The 15,508-nt window shown below is 65.4% G+C and carries 17 protein-coding genes; 6 read left to right on the top strand and 11 right to left on the bottom strand.

The window, feature by feature from the left end:
• Window positions 1-719 (bottom strand): peptidoglycan-binding protein (locus DM995_RS16040; RefSeq protein WP_198669390.1); only part of this gene is annotated, 719 nt, incomplete at its 3' end.
• Window positions 720-912: 193 nt separating this feature from the next.
• Here DM995_RS16040 and parE point away from each other — a divergent pair.
• Complete coding sequence (gene parE / locus DM995_RS16035) at window positions 913-2,904, top strand: DNA topoisomerase IV subunit B (RefSeq protein ID WP_116970514.1); 1,992 nt, start codon at window positions 913-915, stop codon at window positions 2,902-2,904.
• 248 nt (window positions 2,905-3,152) lie between these two features.
• Window positions 3,153-4,274 carry a serine hydrolase gene (locus DM995_RS16030; protein ID WP_116970071.1) on the top strand — a complete coding sequence of 374 codons (1,122 nt, stop codon included), beginning with the start codon at window positions 3,153-3,155 and terminating at the stop codon, window positions 4,272-4,274.
• Here DM995_RS16030 and DM995_RS16025 read toward each other — a convergent pair.
• From DM995_RS16025 to DM995_RS16000, 6 genes are all read right to left on the bottom strand, one after another.
• Window positions 4,216-4,785 (bottom strand): GNAT family N-acetyltransferase, encoded by a 570-nt coding sequence (locus DM995_RS16025; RefSeq protein WP_023838145.1) that lies wholly within the window; start codon window positions 4,783-4,785, stop codon window positions 4,216-4,218. The genes DM995_RS16030 and DM995_RS16025 overlap by 59 nt on opposite strands.
• On the bottom strand, window positions 4,782-5,594 hold the full coding sequence (locus tag DM995_RS16020) for a LysR family transcriptional regulator (RefSeq protein ID WP_023838146.1): 813 nt from the start codon (window positions 5,592-5,594) through the stop codon (window positions 4,782-4,784). Before DM995_RS16020 ends, DM995_RS16025 begins: the two co-directional genes overlap by 4 nt.
• Window positions 5,595-5,606: 12 nt before the next feature.
• The gene (gene apaG / locus DM995_RS16015; protein WP_031318126.1) at window positions 5,607-6,005 is read right to left on the bottom strand and encodes a Co2+/Mg2+ efflux facilitator ApaG/CorD; all 399 of its coding nucleotides are present in this window, start codon (window positions 6,003-6,005) and stop codon (window positions 5,607-5,609) included.
• Window positions 6,006-6,102: 97 nt separating this feature from the next.
• A complete protein-coding gene (locus DM995_RS16010) occupies window positions 6,103-6,525 on the bottom strand; it encodes a c-type cytochrome (RefSeq protein ID WP_023838148.1) in 423 nt (140 codons plus the stop codon).
• 76 nt (window positions 6,526-6,601) lie between these two features.
• Complete coding sequence (locus DM995_RS16005; protein ID WP_023838149.1) at window positions 6,602-7,186, bottom strand: ferritin-like domain-containing protein; 585 nt, start codon at window positions 7,184-7,186, stop codon at window positions 6,602-6,604.
• A 178-nt stretch (window positions 7,187-7,364) separates the two neighbouring features.
• Window positions 7,365-8,669, bottom strand: a complete 1,305-nt coding sequence (locus tag DM995_RS16000; RefSeq protein WP_116970070.1) for a methyltransferase family protein — start codon at window positions 8,667-8,669, stop codon at window positions 7,365-7,367.
• Between the two features lie 234 nt (window positions 8,670-8,903).
• Here DM995_RS16000 and DM995_RS15995 point away from each other — a divergent pair, with 234 nt between their 5' ends.
• On the top strand, window positions 8,904-9,281 hold the full coding sequence (locus DM995_RS15995; RefSeq protein WP_116970069.1) for a DUF2147 domain-containing protein: 378 nt from the start codon (window positions 8,904-8,906) through the stop codon (window positions 9,279-9,281).
• Between the two features lie 4 nt (window positions 9,282-9,285).
• Here the strand turns inward: DM995_RS15995 and DM995_RS15990 are convergent, their stop codons facing one another.
• Window positions 9,286-9,702 (bottom strand): DUF983 domain-containing protein, encoded by a 417-nt coding sequence (locus DM995_RS15990; protein ID WP_116970068.1) that lies wholly within the window; start codon window positions 9,700-9,702, stop codon window positions 9,286-9,288.
• Between the two features lie 137 nt (window positions 9,703-9,839).
• On the opposite strand from DM995_RS15990, the gene DM995_RS15985 reads away from it, so the two are divergent.
• Window positions 9,840-11,372 carry a cryptochrome/photolyase family protein gene (locus DM995_RS15985; protein WP_116970067.1) on the top strand — a complete coding sequence of 511 codons (1,533 nt, stop codon included), beginning with the start codon at window positions 9,840-9,842 and terminating at the stop codon, window positions 11,370-11,372.
• Here the strand turns inward: DM995_RS15985 and DM995_RS22470 are convergent.
• A complete protein-coding gene (locus tag DM995_RS22470) occupies window positions 11,362-11,565 on the bottom strand; it encodes a hypothetical protein (RefSeq protein ID WP_023838153.1) in 204 nt (67 codons plus the stop codon). The two genes, DM995_RS15985 and DM995_RS22470, sit on opposite strands and share 11 nt — an antisense overlap.
• A 169-nt stretch (window positions 11,566-11,734) precedes the next feature.
• Between DM995_RS22470 and DM995_RS15975 the strand changes: the two genes are divergently transcribed.
• On the top strand, window positions 11,735-12,943 hold the full coding sequence (locus DM995_RS15975; protein ID WP_116970066.1) for an acyl-CoA dehydrogenase: 1,209 nt from the start codon (window positions 11,735-11,737) through the stop codon (window positions 12,941-12,943).
• 92 nt (window positions 12,944-13,035) lie between these two features.
• Window positions 13,036-14,007, top strand: a complete 972-nt coding sequence (locus tag DM995_RS15970; RefSeq protein WP_116970065.1) for a GGDEF domain-containing protein — start codon at window positions 13,036-13,038, stop codon at window positions 14,005-14,007.
• On the opposite strand, the gene argC is transcribed toward DM995_RS15970, so the two are convergent.
• Together argC and DM995_RS15960 are read right to left on the bottom strand one after the other, a co-directional pair.
• Window positions 14,004-14,942: an N-acetyl-gamma-glutamyl-phosphate reductase gene (argC, locus tag DM995_RS15965; protein ID WP_116970064.1), complete on the bottom strand. Its 939-nt coding sequence runs from the start codon at window positions 14,940-14,942 to the stop codon at window positions 14,004-14,006. The two genes, DM995_RS15970 and argC, sit on opposite strands and share 4 nt — an antisense overlap.
• On the bottom strand, window positions 14,939-15,508 hold a 570-nt coding region (locus tag DM995_RS15960; protein WP_198669389.1), incomplete at its 5' end, for a C40 family peptidase. The genes argC and DM995_RS15960, both read right to left, overlap by 4 nt.

Here is a 15,508-nt window from a genome sequence, read left to right as displayed (position 1 = left end):
CCCTCGCGCGATCCGGTCTTGTCGGTGGTGTTGCCCTCGATGGTCGTCAGCGTCACGCCCTGGACGCTTCTGACCAGACCGGCATGGCCAAAGCCGCCGCCGCTGTCGATGATGAAGATCATCCCCGGGCGAACGCTTGCCGGGTTGGCGACGGCGGCCGAGCGGCCGACCCGCAGCAATCCCCGATCGCCCGCGCGTCGCCACAGATCGAGCACGCCCGCGGTTCGCGGCATCGGGTTGGGCCTGTCTTCCGCGTCGGCAGCCTGCATGAAGCACCAGTAGAGGAAGCAGACGCACCAGGCATGCTCGCCTTCGGGCCTGAGCCCCGTCGATGCCACATACTGGTCAACCTCGGGGCCGCGATTGCTTCCGATCGGGTCTTCCATCACGCCGACCTGCGATCTGGCGATCTGGATCACCCTGGCGAGCAGCGTGCCCGATTCGGGCTTGGCGACCGCAATCTCGGTACGGAACAGCGCCGCCCAGGTCATCGGCCCCACCACGCCGTCGATTTCCAGAGCGCGCCCCTTGGGATCGACCGCCTGCGCCTGGAACAGCTTGACCGCGTCCTCGGTGCTGGGGCCGAAGATGCCGTCGGCCTCCAGCGCCTTGCCTCCGCTGCTTTCGGGAATTCGCAAATCGGCCAGTTTCTGCTGAATGGCCCTGACGACATCGGACGCTCCCCCGCCCTGGCGGACGGGAATTCCCGGATATAGCATAGCATCACTCCTCTCAGTGTCTTCGACAATACATGAAGTGCGACCAGCCATATTTTTCCGCTACAATAGCATTGTTTTTTGGACTGGAGCCGGAGCGCCATTACATTAACGCAATTTAATGACCCGATCGCATTGTGGGATCGCCACGTCAGCGCGCTTGATGTTCCGGCCCGGGCGGCCCTATAGCAATGCCATGTCCGACGATCTGTTCGCCAAAGCCTCCGCCATGACCGAAACCTATGACGCCTCGGCGATCGAGGTGTTGGAGGGGCTGGAGCCCGTGCGGCGCAGGCCGGGAATGTATATCGGCGGCACCGACGAGCGCGCGCTGCATCATCTTGCCGCCGAAGTGCTCGACAACAGCATGGACGAGGCGGTGGCGGGCCATGCCTCGCGGATCGAGGTGAGCCTGCGCGCAGGCAACCATCTGACGATCAGCGACAACGGGCGCGGAATTCCGGTCGATCCGCATCCCAAATATCCCGGCAAGTCCGCGCTCGAGGTGATTCTCACCACGCTGCATTCGGGCGGCAAGTTCTCGAACAAGGCCTATGCCACCAGCGGCGGTCTGCATGGCGTCGGCGTCTCTGTGGTCAACGCGCTGTCGACCGAATTGCTGGTCGAGGTCGCGCGCAACAAGGAACTGTACGCGCAGCGCTTCTCGCGCGGTGCGCCGCTCGGCCCGCTGGAAAAGGTCGGCGCGGCACCCAACCGGCGCGGCACCACGATCGGCTTCGTGCCCGACGAGGAGATTTTTGGGCAAGGGGCGAAGTTCAAGCCCGCGCGGCTGTTCGCGCTCGCCCGGTCCAAGGCCTATCTCTATGCCGGCGTCGAGATCCGCTGGAAATGCGACCCCGAGCTGGCCGACGACAAGGTGCCGCAGGAAGCGGTGTTCCAGTTCCCCGGCGGGCTGGCCGATCACCTGCGCGAGCAGCTGGGCAACCGCGAATGCGCGACATCCGATTTCTTCGCGGGCCGCCAGGATTTTCCCGAGGGCAAGGGCCGGGTCGAATGGGCGGTCGCCTGGCCGCTCTGGTCCGACGGCAGCTATTCCTATTACTGCAACACCATCCCGACGCCCGATGGCGGCACGCACGAAGCGGGCCTGCGCGCGGCGATTTTGAAAGGACTGCGCGGTTTCGGCGAACTGATCGGCAACAAGAAGGCGGCGCAGCTGACCGCTGAAGACGTGATGACCGGCAGCGAGCTGATGCTCTCGGTGTTCATCCGCGATCCGCAATTCCAGAGCCAGACCAAGGACCGGCTGACCTCGCCCGAGGCGGCGCGGCTGGTGGAAGCCGCGATCCGCGACCATGTCGATCATTTTCTCACCGACAATATGGAGCGCGGCAAGGCGCTGCTCGGGCTGGTGCTCGAACGGATGGACGAGCGCTTGAAGCGCAAGGCCGAGCGCGAGGTCAAGCGCAAGACCGCGACCAGCGCACGCAAGCTGCGGCTGCCGGGCAAGCTCACCGATTGCAGCAATGACGGCACCGGGGTGGAGGGCGCGGAGACCGAGATCTTCATCGTCGAGGGCGACAGCGCGGGCGGATCGGCCAAACAGGCGCGCGACCGCAAGACCCAGGCGATCCTGCCGATCCGCGGCAAGATCCTGAACGTCGCCTCGGCGAACAGCGCCAAGATCCTGGCGAACCAGGAAATCGCCGATCTGGCGCTGGCATTGGGTTGCGGCACCGGCAAGCATTGTGACCCGGCGAACCTGCGCTACGACCGCATCATCATCATGACCGATGCCGATGTCGACGGCGCGCATATCGCGACGCTGCTGATGACCTTCTTCTTCCAGGAAATGGCCGAGATCGTGAAGGCGGGGCATCTGTATCTCGCCCAGCCGCCGCTCTACCGGCTCGTGGTCGGCGCCAAGAGCTGGTACGCGCGCGACGATGCGCACCGCGCCGAGCTCGAAGCCACGATCCTGAAGGGCAAGAAGGTCGAGGTCAGCCGCTTCAAGGGGCTGGGCGAGATGAACCCCGGCCAGCTGCGCGAAACGACGATGAATCGCGCCAGCCGCTCGCTGCTGCGCGTGACGCTGCCGCCGGCCTATGAGCAATATGCGGCAGTCAAGGAACTGGTCGGCGAACTGATGGGCAAGAACCCGGAGCACCGGTTCAACTTCATCCAGAACCACGCCGCGCAGGTCGATCGTGAAGCGATCGACGCGTAAGCCCGGTCACGCTCCGTCCGTCATTCCCGCGAACGCGGGAATCCCGCTTTTCTGTCCTGCCATCGAGTTCAAGCGGGACCCCCGCCTTCGCGGGGGTGACGCGGGTCTTTGGCGCTCCGGACTGTTCTCGAAGCTCATCACCGTTCTCCGGCGAAAGCCGGAGCCCAGAGCGGGATGGCGCAACATCGCCGTGGATTCCGGCTTTCGCCGGAATACGGTCATAGGGTTGATGCTGGCACTTTGCCCGGTTGTATCAGCCCATCTCGCAGGTGATTGCCGGGCTCAAGGCGCAGCATGGCGAGCCGCAGGCGGTGGTCGCCGTCCGCTCGATGGACGCGCGCTCGGCGAGCGTCGATATCCGCTTCGACAAGGCGATCGTCACCTTCACCATCGGCATGCTGGAGGGCAGGCTATCGGGCCTGTTCATCACCGGTACGCGCACCGAGGGCGACAGCCTCGACCAGGTGGCGGCAGACTTCGCGGCGCTGCCCGGGCGCACCGGCCTGATCGTGCAGAAGCTGACCGACACGGGCGCACAAACCCTGGTCGCCCGCAACGCCGAGGAACGCTTCGCCATCGCCTCGGTGTTCAAGCTCTATGTTCTCGCCGAGATCGACCGGGCGGTGCGTGCCGGCGAGCGCCAGTGGAGCGACGTTCTGCCGCTCGCGCAGAAATCGCACCCCTCGGGCATCACGCAGGACTGGCCCGACAATGCACCGATGACGCTGCAGACGCTCGCGACGCTGATGATCTCGATCAGCGACAATAGCGCCACCGACTCGCTGATCGCGGCGATCGGGCAGAAAAGGCTCGCCGCGATCGTCAGGGCGAGCGGCCACGAGCGCCCGTCGGACATGATCCCGCTGCTGTCGACGCAAGCGGTGACCGGGCTCAAGATGCCCGCCAATGCCCCCTTGCGCTACCGCTTCCTCGCTGCGGACGATGCCGCGCAGACCAGGCTGTTGGCCGAAGCAGGCGATGCGCTGCGGCTGAAGAATCTCGACCTGTCGGTCTATACCGGCGGGCCGAACCAGATCGATACGATCGAATGGTTCGCCGGCCCGGCCGATATCACGCGGCTGCTGGCGATGCTGGAGCGCGAGGGCGATCCGGTCACCCGCGCGATCCTCAAGATCAATCCTGGCATTCCGCCGGTCAATGCGCAGCGCTGGGCGTATCTCGGCTACAAGGGCGGGTCCGAGCCGGGGATCATGGGGATGAGTTTTGTGCTGGGGAGCAAGACCGGCGAGCGCTACCTTGTCAGCGCGCTGGCCAACAATCCGGCGGCGGACATCGACCAGCCGGGCTTCGTCACGCTGATGGCGCGGCTGCTCGATCAGCTTGCCGGACCGCCAGCCACTCGTCCCTGAGCAGCCCGAACAACAGCGTATCGCGCACGCCGATATGCGTTTCCCATTCGGCGCGCAGATGGCCCTCGAGTTGAAAACCCATCTTCTCCAGCAGGCCGATCGAAAAGCGGTTGTCGGGGTCGGTATCGGCGAAGACGCGGCGCTGGCCTTCGGCGAGGAACAGCTGGTCGAGCACAAGCCCGACCGCTTCGCGCGCGATGCCCTGGCCCCAGGCCGGGCGCGCGAGGATATAGCCGATCTCGCTGACATTGGCGCGGCGCTGGTGCGCGTTGACCCAGCCGAGCGCGACATCCTCGCCGGTGCGGGTGATCGCCCAGCTGCGCCAGCTGGCATCGTCGCCCGCGACGGGCTCCAGCATCGTGCGCGTCTCTTCCACCGAGCGGTGCGGCCCGAACGCCCACCAGGTCATCAGCGCGTCGTCGGACAGGATCTCGAACAGCGCCTCGGCATCGCTGACGCGCACCTGGCGCAGCGTCAGCCGGTCGCTCTGCAGGACGGGAAGGCCGCTCATGCCGCGGTCAGCGCGGCGACCAGCGCCTTGACCTTCTTCTGCCGCCATTGCGGGGTCGGCGCCACGACCCAAAAGGCGCGGCGCGATTCGCGCACCTCGCCCAGCGCCACCAGTCGGCCTTCGGTCAGATCGCGCTCGGCGAGCAGCCAGGGCACGGTGACGATGCCGAAGCCCGCAATCGCCGCATCGAGCCCCAGCCCGGCATCGGCGACCTGCATCACGGTCGAATCGTCGGCCTCGTCCTCGCCGGCGCCGCGCTGGCATCCGGGCCATTCGATCCGCCGGTCGCCGTCATAACCGGGCGCGGAAACGGTGACAAACTGCGCCGGACCGATCTGCGCCCCCTCGAGCTCCGCCGGCCCATCGGCAAGGCGGATCGCGCAATCGAGATTGGCTTCGGTAAAATCGATATCGCTGTCGCCCGAAACGAGCGTGTAGCGGATTTCGGGATTGGCGGCGGCATAGCCGATCAGCCGGTGGTGCAGCCATTTGGCGGCAAAGTCGCGCGGCACCGCGATCGTCAGGCGAAAGCTCGACTGGCCCTGCTGCATCGCGCGCACTGCCTCCTCGAACTGCAGGAAGCCGCTGCGCAGCGCGTCGAGCCCGGCGCCCGCCTCATCGGTCAGCTCAAGCCCCTTGGGCGTGCGACGGAACAGCACGACGCCGAGCATTTCCTCGAGCGCACGGATCTGCTGGCCGACGGCGGCAGGCGTCACCGCCAGTTCGTCGGCGGCGCGGGTAAAGCTCAGATGCCGGGCGGCGGCGTCGAGCACGCGCAGGCCGTTGAGCGGAAGATGGGTACGCTTCATGGGAAAAGGGGATTAATCGGCAACCGCCGGGGCGACCAGAGGAAAACGCGGGATTTCCACCGCGATCATTTGCCCGTCGTCGCGCAGCATGCGGTACACGCCCTCCATCCGCCCGGTCGGGGTGTTGAGCGGACAGCCCGAGACATAGTCATGCGCCTTGCCCGGCTGGATCACCGGCTGTTCGCCGACCACGCCCTCGCCATCGACCTGGTGCACGCCGCCGCGGCCATCGGTGATCACCCAGTGGCGGGTGAGCAGCTGCACCGCCTGGTCCGAATGATTCTCGATGCGGATGTGATAGGACCAGAACCAGCGGGCGCTGTCGGCACGCGAACGGTCGGGCAGAAAGCTCACCGCCACCCGCACCGTGATGCCCTGGGTGGTGGCCGAATGGCCGAAGAACCTGTCCATGCTGTCTTTGAAGCGGTCCATTCCCTCAATATGCCTCTTTAGGCGTCCCCGCGAAAGGGGGCGCCTGGGAATATTTCGGCGGGCACGGCCCCAGAGGTTACTTGCCGCTTTCCTTTTTCAGATAGGCGATCACGTCGGCGCGCTTCTGCGCGTCGGACAGGCGGAAGCCCATTTTCGCACCGGGCACGAAGCCCTGCGGATTGGTGAGCCACTTGTCGAGCCTGGCCGCGTCCCAGGCGAACTTGGCCTTCTTGAGCGCGGGCGAATAGGCAAAGCCGGGCGCGCTGCCGGCCTTGCGGCCGAAGACGCCGCGATGCGCCGGGCCGACGCGGTTGGCATCGAGCGAATGGCAGCCGGTGCAATTGTCCTCATAGACCTGCGCGCCGCGCGTTGCGTCGCCAGCGGGCGGAGCGGGCGTCGCGCCCGATGCGGTCGCCATGATCGCGCTGGTCCCGGCGATCACCGCCAGCACGAAGCTGAGGCCCATGGCCAAGGCCGATCTGCCCTTGAAGTCCCTCATCGAACACCTGTTCCTCATGATAGGCCGAACGGCGCGGACGGATGCTCCATCCGCGCCGTTCGCGCAAACGGGGTTGTCAGCCGAAGATCAGCGGCGCGGCGGGCGGGGCTTCGCCCAGCACGAAGCTCAGCGTCGCCCAGTGCGAGGCTTCGTCGGCAGCGAGCCGCGCCGAAATCTGCCTCAGGTCGTTGTTGCTGAACGACGGGATCACACCGATATAGGCATTGGCCGCGCCTTTCTCGAGCTTCTGCGCCAGCTTGAGCACATCGTTCTGCGATTTCACCGTCGCCGCGACATTCAGCGCGGCGGCATATTCGGCGTCGGTCTTGGCCGCGACGGGCTTGCCGCCCATATCGGTGATCGCCTTGATCAGCGCATCGCGATGGCCCTTGTGATGGCCCTGGAAGATCACGGCTGCGTCGAGTACCGGCTTGGCGAGCAGCCCGCTGCCCGCGCCGATCGAATAGGCGGCGATCGCCTCATGCTCCAGACCGAGCGCGACGTTGAGGATATCGACATCGCCCTGGCTGGCGCTCTTCTTCTTGCCCTGCGCGAAGGCGCTGGTGCTGACGCCGCCAAGCACGCCGATGGCGGCGGCAGAGAGCATCGCACCGCCGGTGGTGCCCAGGATCGAACGGCGCGTGGGTGTGAACTGGTCCATCGTACTTCTCCCTGTTGGGTGTGGGTAACGCGCGGGCGACCAGCTTTTGTGAATTTCCGCGAGGCGAAAAATAGCCCCAAGCTGCGACAAAGGATTGTGCCGCAGCGCACAGGAAGCGCGCTTCATCGACGGTGAGGGGCGCTCTGCCGCGTAACGATTCGCAACAGGCGGCGGGCTGTCACTCGGCCGGCTGGACGAGCGAATCAGCTCTTTCGCGCCGACCAGTGGCCCATGCGATCGCGCGCGGCACCGGGCCGTGGCGATCCATCCAGGCGGCATAGGCGGCATAATCCGGATCCGCCATCAGATGCCGCTCCTCGGTCCGCGCGCGCCAGTAATAGACGCCCGAGACAGCGGCGAGGAGGACGGTATTGCGCAGCGCATCCGCCCACGATCCGCTGGTCACCAGAAACGGCATGGTGGAAAACCACCAGAAGGCGTTCTTCGACAAATAGGCGGGATGCTTGGTCCAGCGATACGGTCCGTGCGTCAGGATGCCGCGATGGGTGAGATTGGAAAAGCGGATGCCGAACGCCACGGTTGCCCAGGCATAGATTCCGGTGAGGAACACCAGCCAGATGCCCCAGACCGCGAGCAGGCCCGCGTGCCCTTCGAACCAGTAGGCCCAGTCTGCGGTCGCGACATGATAGTTGAGCGGACCATTGTCGCCCATCAGGATGAACGGAGGATAGCAGATCAGTGCTGCGGCCCAGCCCGCCATATAGGGGTTCGCGGTGCGGATGTGCGAATCGAGCGGCTTGAACGTCAGCACATAGCCGACGGTCGCGAACTGCACGTCGACCAGGAACATCGCGATGATCAGCCAGTTGGCGATCCACACGGGATTGGTCGCGATCTCGGCGACATCGGCGTTGACGATATCGGCATAGCCACCCGGCACGATCGACAGCATGAAGGCGAGGAAAAAGCCCTTCACCGCCCAGGCGCGCAGATGGTGCCAGATCTGCTCCCTGTCCCAACCCGGCTGACCCGAGATCATCGCGCCGAAATGCCACGCGCCGTCGCGCGGCTCCTTCAGATAGCGGTCGATCCAGATGACATAGGGGATGGAGAGGAAGAACAGGAAGGGCGAGGCATAGATGAACACGACCATCGAGAACTGATAGTTGCCCGTCCAGTACCAGCGCGCGGTGGCATAGATCGCCGCGATCAGCGACCAGGTCATCCACAGGCCGGTGAGCTTGACGGTGCTCGTGTCGAGCACATCCTTGACCGCGCGCTTCCGGCTCCAATCGATGCCGGTGCTGGGACGCCGGTGCACCTTGTCGACGAGGATCGACCAGAGCACCATCGGCAGGCCCGTCGCGACACAGCAGACGAGCGCCGCATTGGGCCCGTTCCAGCCGAAATGCCGCGCGAGCATGACCCAGGCGAACAACCCGACCAGCCCGACCAGTCCCGCGCCATGGCTGACTGCGCTGGGCGGACAGGGATCGGACAGGGTGGACGAGGGCCGGGTCATGACGCGGGGATTCTAACCGATATTGGTAAGGATTGGATGAAGGAAATCGCGCGGCGGCAGGGCGTAACGCGCCGAACCGAGGGAAATGCTGCTCGACTTGGAACTCCGATCATGCCCTAATCGTCTTTCCGGTGCGGGGCTGTCGCCCAATAGGGACGCGTCGGGAACAGGGTTGCAAAGGGTCGTATCATGCATCTGGGGCAGTTGCGGGCGCGCGGTCTCGCTTGGGGAGCAATGGGTTTCATCGCAGCGGGCCTGGGCTTGCAGCCTGCCAGGGCCGAACCGATCCATGGCACCTGGGAAAACCCGACCGGCGATGTCCGGGTGGTTACCCAGCCCTGCGGCGACAATCTGTGCGGCAAGGTCAGCTGGGCGAGCGATCTTGCCAAGAAGGACGCCGCTGCCGGGGGAACGCCGAACCTGATCGGAACCAGCCTTTTGCGCGACTATCGCCTCACCAAGCCCGGGCACTGGAAGGGCCATGTCTTCGTACCCGATCTGGGCGATACCTATTATTCGCGGATCGTGCAGCTCGACAGCCGACGGATCAAGATCAGCGGCTGTATCCTGGGCGGCCTGCTGTGCAAGTCGCAGATCTGGAAGAAGATCTGAAGGCCTAATCGCTACGCGGATCGGCCTCGCGCGATGCGGGATCGAAGCCGTGCATCTTCCAGTGATATTGCAGCGCGATCACCGCGCCCTTGGCCGGTTGCAGCATCACGATCGTGAGCAGCAACGCCCCGACCACCGCGATCAGCGCCAGCCACCCCATCGGCAGCAGCTCGCGGCTGCCCGCAGCGATCAGCACCGGCGCGAGCAGATGGCCGCTGATGAAGATCGCGATATAGGCGGGAAAGTCGTCGGCCTGGTGCAGCGTCCAGTCCTGCCCGCAACAGGCGCAGCGCTCGACGGGCTTCAGATAGCGTGCGAATAGCGGCTTGTGGTCGCAGCGCGGGCAATGGTTGCGCAGCCCCCGCAGCGCGGCGACCATGGCGCTGGGCTCGTGGATGGCATGCGGGGCGGAATTCGGCATGGCATTGGTCCTCGGCCGGCATCCGCGCCGGCCCGATCAGCGTTACGCCCGTGACGCTGCAAATCATAGTGTCCTGCGAGCATTGATTGACGGCCCGGCCTCCCCATCATGAAAGGCTCTTTCATCAGGGGCCCCGCATGACCATCCTCATCCCGATCCTGGGCGATCAGCTCAGCCACGACCTCTCGGCGCTCGAAGGCGTCGAGCAGAAACGGGCGGTGCTGCTGATGATGGAGGTGGATGAAGAGACGACCTATGTCCGCCACCACAAGGCCAAGATCGCCTTCATCCTGTCCGCGATGCGCCACCATGCCGAGGCGCTGCGCAAGGCCGGCTGGACGGTCGATTATGTGAAGCTCGACGATGCCGACAATGCCGGGTCGTTCACCGGCGAGCTGGCGCGCGCGATCGAGCGGCATGCGCCGGATCGAATCATCGCGACAGTGCCCGGCGAATGGCGGGTGCGTGCGGCGATGGAGGAATGGGCCGACCGGTTCGACGTGGCCGTCGAACTGCGCGAGGACGACCGTTTCGTCTGCACGCACGAGGAATTCGACGCCTGGGCCGAAGGCCGCAAGCAGCTGCGCATGGAATTCTTCTATCGCGAGATACGCCGCAAGACCGGGCTGCTGCTCGACGAAGACGGCAAGCCCGAGGGCGGCGAATGGAATTACGACAGCGAGAACCGCAAGCCGCCTCCGAACGAGCCGCTGCTGATCCCGCAGCCGCTCAAGTTCAAGCCCGACGCGATCACGCGCGACGTGCTCGATCTCGTCGCCCGACGCTTCGGCAACCATCCCGGCAGCCTCGACCATTTCGCCTTCGCAACCACCGCCGAAGACGCGGCCAGGCAGCAGGCGCATTTCATCGGGCACGCGCTGGCATGCTTCGGCGACTATCAGGATGCGATGCTGACCGACCAGCCGTTCCTGTGGCACTCGATCCTCTCGCCCTATCTCAATTGCGGGCTACTCAATCCGCTCGATCTGTGCCGCGCGGTCGAAAAGGCGTATCGCGACGGCAAGGCCCCGCTCAACGCGGCCGAGGGCTTCATCCGCCAGATCATCGGCTGGCGCGAATATGTGCGCGGCATCTATTGGCGCGAGGGCCCCGATTATGCGCAGCGCAACGCGCTCGATGCCAAGCGGCCCCTGCCCGGCTTCTATTATGACGGCCAGACCGACATGCACTGCCTGAAACAGGCGATCGGCCAGACGATGGACCATGCCTATGCGCACCATATCCAGCGGCTGATGATCACCGGCAATTTCGCGCTGATCGCCGGCATCGATCCGCACGCGGTGCATCTATGGTATCTGGAAGTGTACGCCGATGCCTATGAATGGGTCGAACTGCCCAACACGCTGGGGATGAGCCAGTTTGCCGATGGCGGCCTGCTCGCCAGCAAGCCCTATGCCTCGAGCGGCAATTACATCAATTCGATGTCCGATTACTGCCAGCATTGCCGTTATGACGTGAAGGCCAAGACAGGAGCGAAGGCCTGCCCGTTCAACCTGCTCTACTGGGATTTTCTCGACCGCAACGAGGAGGCGCTGGGCAAGAACCAGCGGCTCGCCATGCCCTATCGCAACTGGGCCAAGCGGCCCGACAAGGACAAGCAAGCGATCCGCAGCGACGCGAAGCGCTTTCTCGATTCGCTCACCAGATGAACGAGCTGATCGCAACAAAGAATGCGGTAAAGCTCAGAAAGAAAAGCCGGATTTCCTCGTTGCGCTGCGCACGCTTGCGCCTGGCCAGCACCTCGGGCTCGTCGACCGGGGTCGCTGCGAGGATGCGAGGCGACAGCGCCGAGCGGAAGCTATGGGGCTGAGCCGGGGTGCGAAGAAATTGAAGCCGCTGCATGGCTCAGGAGTTAACGCATTTTTAACCATTGCCCATGGCAATTGATGGTTAACGCAATCGCTGTGCCGAAAGCGGACACCGGTTCGTCGCAGCGGCTTTACGTCTACGTCAACCGTGCTGCGCAAAATCCGGTTGGAGCGGGACCCAAGCTGCGCTAGACCTTCGCGCCATGAAGCACGACACCATCCGCAAGGCCGAAACCATCCCGTTCACCTGGGACGACCCCTTTCTGCTCGACGAGCAGCTGACCGAGGAGGAGCGGCTGATCCAGGCGAGCGCGCGCGGCTTCGCGCAGGATGTGCTGCAGCCGCGCGTGATCGATGCGTATCGCGAGGAGATCGACGCGCCCGAACTGTTCCCGATGATGGGCGAGGCCGGCCTGCTCGGCGCCACCATTTCCGAGGAATTCGGCGGCGCGGAGGCGAGCTATGTCGCCTATGGCCTGATCGCGCGCGAGGTCGAGCGCGTCGACAGCGGCTACCGCTCGATGATGTCGGTGCAGAGCTCGCTCGTCATCCACCCGATCAACACCTATGGCAGCGATGAACAGCGCCGCAAATATCTGCCCGGCCTCACCTCGGGCACGCTGATCGGCTGTTTCGGCCTCACCGAACCCGATGCGGGATCGGACCCGGCGGGCATGAAGACGCGCGCGAAAAAGGTCGATGGCGGCTATGTCATCTCGGGCGCGAAGACCTGGATCTCGAACAGCCCGTTTGCCGATGTGTTCGTGATCTGGGCCAAGTCCGACGCGCATGGCGGCGCGATCCGCGGCTTCATCCTCGAAAAGGGGATGAAGGGCCTCAACGCTCCCAAGATCAAGGGCAAGCTCAGCTTGCGCGCCTCGACCACCGGCATGATCCAGATGGATGAGGTCGAGGTCGGCGAGGACGCGTTGCTGCCCAATGTCGAGGGGCTGAAGGGCCCGTTCGGCTGCCTCAACCGCGCGCGCTACGGCATTTCCTGGGGCGCGATAGGCGCGGCCGAATTCTGCTGGCACGCCGCGCGCCAATATGGCCTTGATCGCGTGCAGTTCGGCAAGCCGCTCGCCGCGACGCAGCTGTTCCAGAAGAAGCTCGCCGACATGCAGACCGAGATTGCGCTGGGCCTGCAGGCGAGCTTGCGCGTCGGACGGCTGATGGACGAAGGCCGGTTCGCGCCCGAGATGATCTCGATCGTCAAGCGCAACAATTGCGGCAAGGCGCTCGACATTGCCCGCATGGCGCGCGACATGCACGGCGGCAATGGCATCAGCGAAGAATATCAGGTGATGCGCCACATGGTGAATCTGGAAACGGTGAATACTTATGAAGGCGCGCATGATGTGCATGCGCTGATCCTGGGCCGCGCGCAGACGGGTATTCAGGCGTTTTTCTGATCGTCTTTCGGTTCGTCCTGTCGGTAACGGGCGATTAACCTGCACCGATTAACCTTGATTGCTCAATTCGCGGGAGCGGCGCGGGCGCGATCATGGACGGTTTTCATCAGGACTTTGGGCGGCTGGGCGATGATGCCTGGTCCGATAGCGTCGCGCCTGATCTGGCCGACACCCCGGTCTTCGCGCCCGATCCTGCCCGGATGCTGCGCCGCCTTGGCCGCGCCGGGATCGGCCTGTTCGAATGCGACCTCAGGACCGAGCGGCTGAGCTGGACGCATGGCGTCTACGAACTGTTCGGCCTGCCGCAGCGCGGCTTTCATCGCGGCGACGTCGTCGAACTTTACGATCCGGCTTCGCGCGAGGCGCTCGATGCCTTGCGCTCGCACGCGATCGAGGCTGCGGGCAGTTTCACGCTCGATGCCCGGATCACCCGGCTCGATGGCTCCGATCGCTGGGTCCGGATCGTCGCCGAAGTCGAGCAGGAGGGCGGCAGGCCGGTACGGCTCGCCGGGACCAAGCGCGACATTACCGAGCAGCGGCGCGAGCAGGAGAAGCTGCGCATCGCCGCCGAAACCGACGGACTGACCGGGCTCGCCAATCGCGCCGCGTTCCAGACGCACTTTCTCGACAGCAGCGCGCGCAACCCCGGTCTGCGCCCGCTGGGGGCGCTGGTGCTGATCGATGTCGACGGGTTCAAGCAGGTCAACGATCGGCACGGCCATATCGCGGGCGACGCGTGTCTCGCGCAATTCGGCCAGCGACTGCGCCAGGCCTTGCCCGATGCGCTGATGACCGCGCGGATCGGTGGCGACGAATTCGCGGTGCTGCTGCCGAGCGACCGCCATCTGCCGCGCATCGGCCGGCGGGTGAAGGAGGCGATCGCGCTGCTGCGCACGCCGTTCTTCTGGAACGGACGGTTGCTGACCATCGGCGCGAGCCATGGCATCGCCATTGCCGAAAACGCGTTTACCTATGACGCAGAGGCGATGTTCCTGCGTGCCGACCAGGCGCTCTACGCCGCCAAGCGCGCGCGCAAGCCCGATGCGCTGCTGCCGAACCTTTAGGCGCGAAGGCCCGCCAGTTCGTCGAGCCCGGCCATGATATTGAGATTCTGCACCGCAGCTCCGCTCGCTCCCTTGCCCAGATTGTCGAGCATCGCGACCAGCCGCACCTGCGATCCATCGGCGCTGGGCAGCACGTAAAGCGACAGTCGGTCGGACGGCGCATCGCCCTCGCTCACCAGCAGCTCGCCCGGCACCGCATCGACCGGCGCGACCGTCACCAGCGGCGCGCCCGAATAATGATCGGCGAGCGCCGCATGCAGCGAGCGCGCATCGGCAAAGCCGAGTTCCGGATCGAGGAACAGCGGCACATCGACCAGCATGCCCCGAAACGCGCGGACGACCGCCGGTGCGAAGATCGGCGCGCGGCTGAGCCCGGCATGCACCTGCATCTCGGGCAGGTGCTTGTGCTCAAGACCGAGGGCATAGGCGCGGAAACCGATCTCGGGTGCATCGACCTGCATCCGCTGGATCAGATCCTTGCCGCCGCCCGAATAGCCGCTCACCGCATTGACGATGAAGCCATGATCGGCGGGCAGCAGATCCTCCGCCACCAAGGGCGCGACCAGCGCAAGAAAGCCGGTCGGGTAGCAGCCGGGATTGCTCACCAGCCGGGCGCTCGCAATCGCCTCGCGCTGGCCCTTGCGCAATTCGGCAAAGCCATAGGTCCAGCCGTCGGCGACGCGGTGCGCGCTTGAGGCATCGATGAAGCGCGTGTCGGCGCCCTCGCCCAGCGCCACCGCTTCGCGCGCGGCGGCATCGGGCAGGCACAGGATGACGAAATCGGCGTCCTGGATGGCAGCCGCGCGCGCGGACACGCTCTTGCGGTCGGCGTCGGACAGGGTGATCAGGCGGAACTCGCCGCGCCCCGCCATGCGCTCGGCGATTTCGAGCCCCGTGGTCCCGGCGGCGCCGTCGATGAACAGTTTGAGCATCAGCCGATCCTCTTGCGCGCCAGAACCGGCTGCGGCGTGGTTTCGGGGAAGCGGGCGATCACATCGGCCAACGGCTCGGCGACCACCTGCATCCAGAAGGCATTGGCGTGCACCAGCGTGTCGCCATCCGCCATGATCCCGACATGGCCGGGGAAGAAGACCAGATCGCCGCGCTGAAGCGGCTCGTCATCGCCCAGCGCGCGACCGAGCGCGGCCATCTGCTGATCGCTGTCGCGCGGGGCGGCATGGCCTGCCAGCATCAGCACCAGCTGCACCAGACCCGAACAGTCGAGCGCATCGCCGCCGCGCCCGCCCCACAGATAGGGCGCACCGACAAGCTGCAACGCGCGATCGACCGGATCGCAGGTCAACGCATCGAGCGCCAGTGCATGGCGCACCGACATCCAGCCTTGCGCCACCTTGAGGAACTTGCCGCATTCGCTCGCGCCCTCGGCCGCAAAACGCGATCCCATCGGAAGGGCCGCCACCATCGGCGTCTTGATCGAGGGCTCGGCAAAGACGAGCGCGCGGCGGACATGCACGACATGCGTCGGCTCGGCAGCGTCGCG

It is taken from the genome of Blastomonas sp. UPD001 (assembly GCF_003426715.1).
Classification (GTDB): Bacteria; Pseudomonadota; Alphaproteobacteria; order Sphingomonadales; family Sphingomonadaceae; genus Blastomonas.
This window is presented reverse-complemented; position numbering and strand designations above follow the sequence as displayed.

Excerpts from the sequence above, each read along its gene's own strand:
- parE (WP_116970514.1), top strand. The coding sequence starts at position 913 with ATGTCCGACGATCTGTTCGCCAAAGCCTCCGCCATGACCGAAACCTAT.
- DM995_RS16025 (WP_023838145.1), bottom strand. The coding sequence starts at position 4,785 with ATGAGCGGCCTTCCCGTCCTGCAGAGCGACCGGCTGACGCTGCGCCAG.
- DM995_RS16020 (WP_023838146.1), bottom strand. The coding sequence starts at position 5,594 with ATGAAGCGTACCCATCTTCCGCTCAACGGCCTGCGCGTGCTCGACGCC.
- apaG (WP_031318126.1), bottom strand. The coding sequence starts at position 6,005 with ATGGACAGGTTCTTCGGCCATTCGGCCACCACCCAGGGCATCACGGTG.
- DM995_RS16010 (WP_023838148.1), bottom strand. The coding sequence starts at position 6,525 with ATGAGGGACTTCAAGGGCAGATCGGCCTTGGCCATGGGCCTCAGCTTC.
- DM995_RS16005 (WP_023838149.1), bottom strand. The coding sequence starts at position 7,186 with ATGGACCAGTTCACACCCACGCGCCGTTCGATCCTGGGCACCACCGGC.
- DM995_RS16000 (WP_116970070.1), bottom strand. The coding sequence starts at position 8,669 with ATGACCCGGCCCTCGTCCACCCTGTCCGATCCCTGTCCGCCCAGCGCA.
- DM995_RS15995 (WP_116970069.1), top strand. The coding sequence starts at position 8,904 with ATGGGTTTCATCGCAGCGGGCCTGGGCTTGCAGCCTGCCAGGGCCGAA.
- DM995_RS15990 (WP_116970068.1), bottom strand. The coding sequence starts at position 9,702 with ATGCCGAATTCCGCCCCGCATGCCATCCACGAGCCCAGCGCCATGGTC.
- DM995_RS15985 (WP_116970067.1), top strand. The coding sequence starts at position 9,840 with ATGACCATCCTCATCCCGATCCTGGGCGATCAGCTCAGCCACGACCTC.
- DM995_RS22470 (WP_023838153.1), bottom strand. The coding sequence starts at position 11,565 with ATGCAGCGGCTTCAATTTCTTCGCACCCCGGCTCAGCCCCATAGCTTC.
- DM995_RS15975 (WP_116970066.1), top strand. The coding sequence starts at position 11,735 with ATGAAGCACGACACCATCCGCAAGGCCGAAACCATCCCGTTCACCTGG.
- DM995_RS15970 (WP_116970065.1), top strand. The coding sequence starts at position 13,036 with ATGGACGGTTTTCATCAGGACTTTGGGCGGCTGGGCGATGATGCCTGG.